This is a genomic window from Collinsella aerofaciens, from assembly GCF_039752955.1.
Classification (GTDB): Bacteria; Actinomycetota; Coriobacteriia; order Coriobacteriales; family Coriobacteriaceae; genus Collinsella; species Collinsella aerofaciens_BI.
Map to the genome: position 1 here is coordinate 10,338 of NZ_JBDMHB010000049.1, position 3,049 is coordinate 13,386.

The window sequence follows — 3,049 nt, forward strand, 5'->3', positions numbered from 1 at the left end:
GGTGCGGCGTATAGGATTCGAACCTATGACGTTCTGATTCGTAGTCAGACCCTCTATCCAGCTGAGGTAACGCCGCAGCGCAAGACATATAAAACCACTTTAGTTAGTTGGAGTCAAGCACAATCTCAAACTTTTTTCGAGAATATGCTCCTCACGCAGCTCCGCATGCGCCAACATCCCCAATGCGATCAATCGGTTTTTCAACCACATCGAACCCGGCACCGAGTTCCCTCAAAAGCGAACGCACCCGCTGGGCGCAGTCATAATCGGCAAACGAGATGCTCAGCATGCGCGCTACTTGGTTAGAAGTCCCAACTCCATAGAACTGCTCAAGCGCCACAAGCCCCTCGTGCGTCACAAAGGTCTCAACTACATGCAGCGACTCCTCAAAGCACCATTGGGTTAACGGACCCTCGCTCGTCTGCCGCACCACCAAACCACCCATACCCGATGGCTCACACGTAACTAGTAGGTGCTCCCCACCTTCATCGCTCTCAAACAAAACTACCCGTTCATCAAACAGCTCCATCGCATCCCCTTCCTCTCGCTTCAATTTAACAAAAGCATAGCAGGTAGATGGCTGTATACAGAACGTTTGTTCGTGTGTTTTCTATTGAGCTGTCCGCACGATATGGTAAGGCTTTGCGCACAAAAAGGGCGCCCCAAAAAGGAGCGCCCTCGCAAATCGCTTATGCAGGCAACCTACGCGACCGGCTCGATCTTCTCGAGGCCGCCCATGTAAGGACGAAGAACCTCAGGGATCGTGATGGTGCCGTCGGCGTTCTGGTAGTTCTCCAGGATGGCGGCCATGGTGCGGCCAGCCGGCAGGCCGGAACCGTTGAGGGTGTGCAGGTAGCGCGAGCCCTTGAAGTTCTCGGGGTCGCGATACTTGATGTTGGCGCGACGGGCCTGGAAGTCGCCGCAGTTGGAGCAGGAGCTGATCTCCTTGTAGGCGTTGTAGCTCGGCAGCCAGACCTCGATGTCGTAGGTCTGACGGGCAGAGAAGCCCAGGTCGCCGGTGCACAGGCTAATCACGCGATACGGAAGGCCCAGCTGCTGAAGCAGGAACTCGGCCTCGGCGGTCATGCTCTCAAGCTCCTCGTCGGACTCCTCCGGCTTGGCAAACTTGACCATCTCGACCTTGTCAAACTCGTGCTGGCGGATGATGCCGCGGGTGTCGCGACCAGCGGAGCCGGCCTCCTCGCGGAAGCAGGGGGTGAAGGCGGTGTAGCGGCGCGGCAGGGTGTCGGCGTCGAGAACCTCACCGGCGTGCAGGTTGGTAAGCACGACCTCGGCGGTGGGAATCAGGAAGTTATCGCCCGAGACGTGATAGGCGTCGTCCTCGAACTTGGGCAGCTGACCCGTGCCAAACATGGTCTGACGCTTGACGACGATGGGCGGCCACCACTCCTTGAAGCCACGGCTCGTGTGCGTGTCCAGGAAGAAGTTGATAAGGGCGCGCTCCAAGCGGGCGCCGGCGCCACCGAGAACAGTGAAGCGGCTGCCGGAGAGCTTGTTGCCACGCTCGAAGTCGAGGATGTCCAAATCGGTACCCAGATCCCAGTGCGGCTTAAAGTCGAAGTCGAACTCGCGCGGGGTGCCCCAGCGGCGACGCTCGATGTTCTCGTCCTCGTCCTTACCGTACGGGGTAGCCTCGCACGGAATGTTGGGCAGGTGAGACATGAAGTCGTACTGCTCCTGCTCAAGAGCGGTACGGCGCTCGGCCAGACCGTCGATCTTCTCGTTGACGGCGCGCACGGCCTCCTTGGCGGCCTCGGCCTCGTCCTTCTTGCCCTCCTTCATCAGGGCGCCAATCTTCTTGGACTCGGCGTTACGCGTGGCCTGGAGCTCCTCGACCTCGGTGATGACGGCACGGCGCTCGTCGTCGAGTTCAAAGAACTTCTCGCGATCCCAAGACGTCTGGCGATTTGCCATGGCGGTATCGATGGCATCGGGGTTCTCGCGAACAAACTTGATATCAAGCATTAGATCCTCCGGCGATATACATTCCATTTAGGTTGCAACCTTGTACATGTATGGGCAAGTATATACTTATGAGCGTTTACGACCCAACTCAACTACGCAAGAAGGCACCCAATGGACGCAGTTTTTTCCTTTTTGTTTGGCACCCGCACCGGTTTTGCCATCCTTTTCGCCGGCGGCATCCTGCTGTTTGCGATTCTTGCCTTTGTAATGGAGAAGCGCACCCATAAGATGTACGTCGACCGTGGACCCAAGTCCGAGGACGAGGAAGACAGCTTCTGGGACTAACCTGCCAAAAAGGGACAGGTTTATTTTGGTCGGTTTTATCTGGGCAAACGCCGGCGCCCCGCAACCGGAATCGAGCCGGTTGCGGGGCGCTTTTTGCTAAAGGGACAAAACCGCAGGAAAACCAGCCAAAATAAACCTGTCCCTAAATGGAAGGTTTTACTGAAGGGTGGCGTCGATGGCCTTGACCAGGGCGCTGCGCATGCCGGCATCCTCGAGCGCGATGACGCCCTTGATGGTGGCGCCGCCGGGCGAGCATACGGCATCCTTCATCGCCGCAGGATGCTGGCCAGTTGCAAGCTGCAGCTTTGCCGTACCCAGCACCATCTGGCTCACAATGCGATAGGCATCGGCACGCGGGATACCGTGCTTGACCGCCGCATCGCCCAGGGCCTCGATTGCCATAGCGACAAATGCCGGAGCGCAACCACCCACCGTGCCGCCCACAAACAGCAGGCTCGTATCGAGCTCGACCACCGCACCGAGCTTGCCAAGCAGATCAAGCACCACTGCGCTCTGCTCATCACTAAGCGTGGAAGCCTTCTCGCAAGCGATGACGCCCTCGTCCACCGAAACCGGTGTGTTGGGCACCGTCGAGATATGCGCAACGCCCGGCAGGACCTGCTCCCACTTGGCACTGTCCCAGGTCCAGGCAACCGACAGAACGACCTTTTTGGCAAGAGCATCCTTGAGCGGGGCGAATACCTTCTCGATCATGTACGGTTTGACCGCAGCGACCACGATATCGGATGCGGCGACGACCTCGGCGGCATCGTGGCAG

4 protein-coding genes and 1 tRNA gene are annotated in these 3,049 nt (G+C 58.4%); 1 reads left to right on the forward strand and 4 read right to left on the reverse strand.

Annotated elements, in window-relative coordinates; all coding sequences use genetic code 11:
* Positions 1-2: 2 nt before the first annotated feature.
* From ABHR75_RS08820 to serS, 3 genes are all read right to left on the reverse strand, one after another.
* Positions 3-76, reverse strand: a tRNA-Arg gene (locus tag ABHR75_RS08820).
* A 75-nt stretch (positions 77-151) separates the two neighbouring features.
* Positions 152-529, reverse strand: coding sequence for a hypothetical protein (locus tag ABHR75_RS08825; protein WP_195624895.1), 378 nt, complete (start codon positions 527-529; stop codon positions 152-154).
* A gap of 173 nt (positions 530-702) precedes the next feature.
* The gene (gene serS, locus ABHR75_RS08830) at positions 703-1,986 is read right to left on the reverse strand and encodes a serine--tRNA ligase (RefSeq protein ID WP_195568363.1); all 1,284 of its coding nucleotides are present in this window, start codon (positions 1,984-1,986) and stop codon (positions 703-705) included.
* 111 nt (positions 1,987-2,097) lie between these two features.
* Here serS and ABHR75_RS08835 point away from each other — a divergent pair, with 111 nt between their 5' ends.
* Positions 2,098-2,271: a DUF6724 family protein gene (locus ABHR75_RS08835; RefSeq protein ID WP_006235069.1), complete on the forward strand. Its 174-nt coding sequence runs from the start codon at positions 2,098-2,100 to the stop codon at positions 2,269-2,271.
* A 156-nt stretch (positions 2,272-2,427) separates the two neighbouring features.
* On the opposite strand, the gene ABHR75_RS08840 is transcribed toward ABHR75_RS08835, so the two are convergent.
* Positions 2,428-3,049, reverse strand: a 622-nt coding sequence (locus tag ABHR75_RS08840) for a pyrroline-5-carboxylate reductase family protein (RefSeq protein WP_346964138.1), incomplete at its 5' end; no start/stop codon positions are given.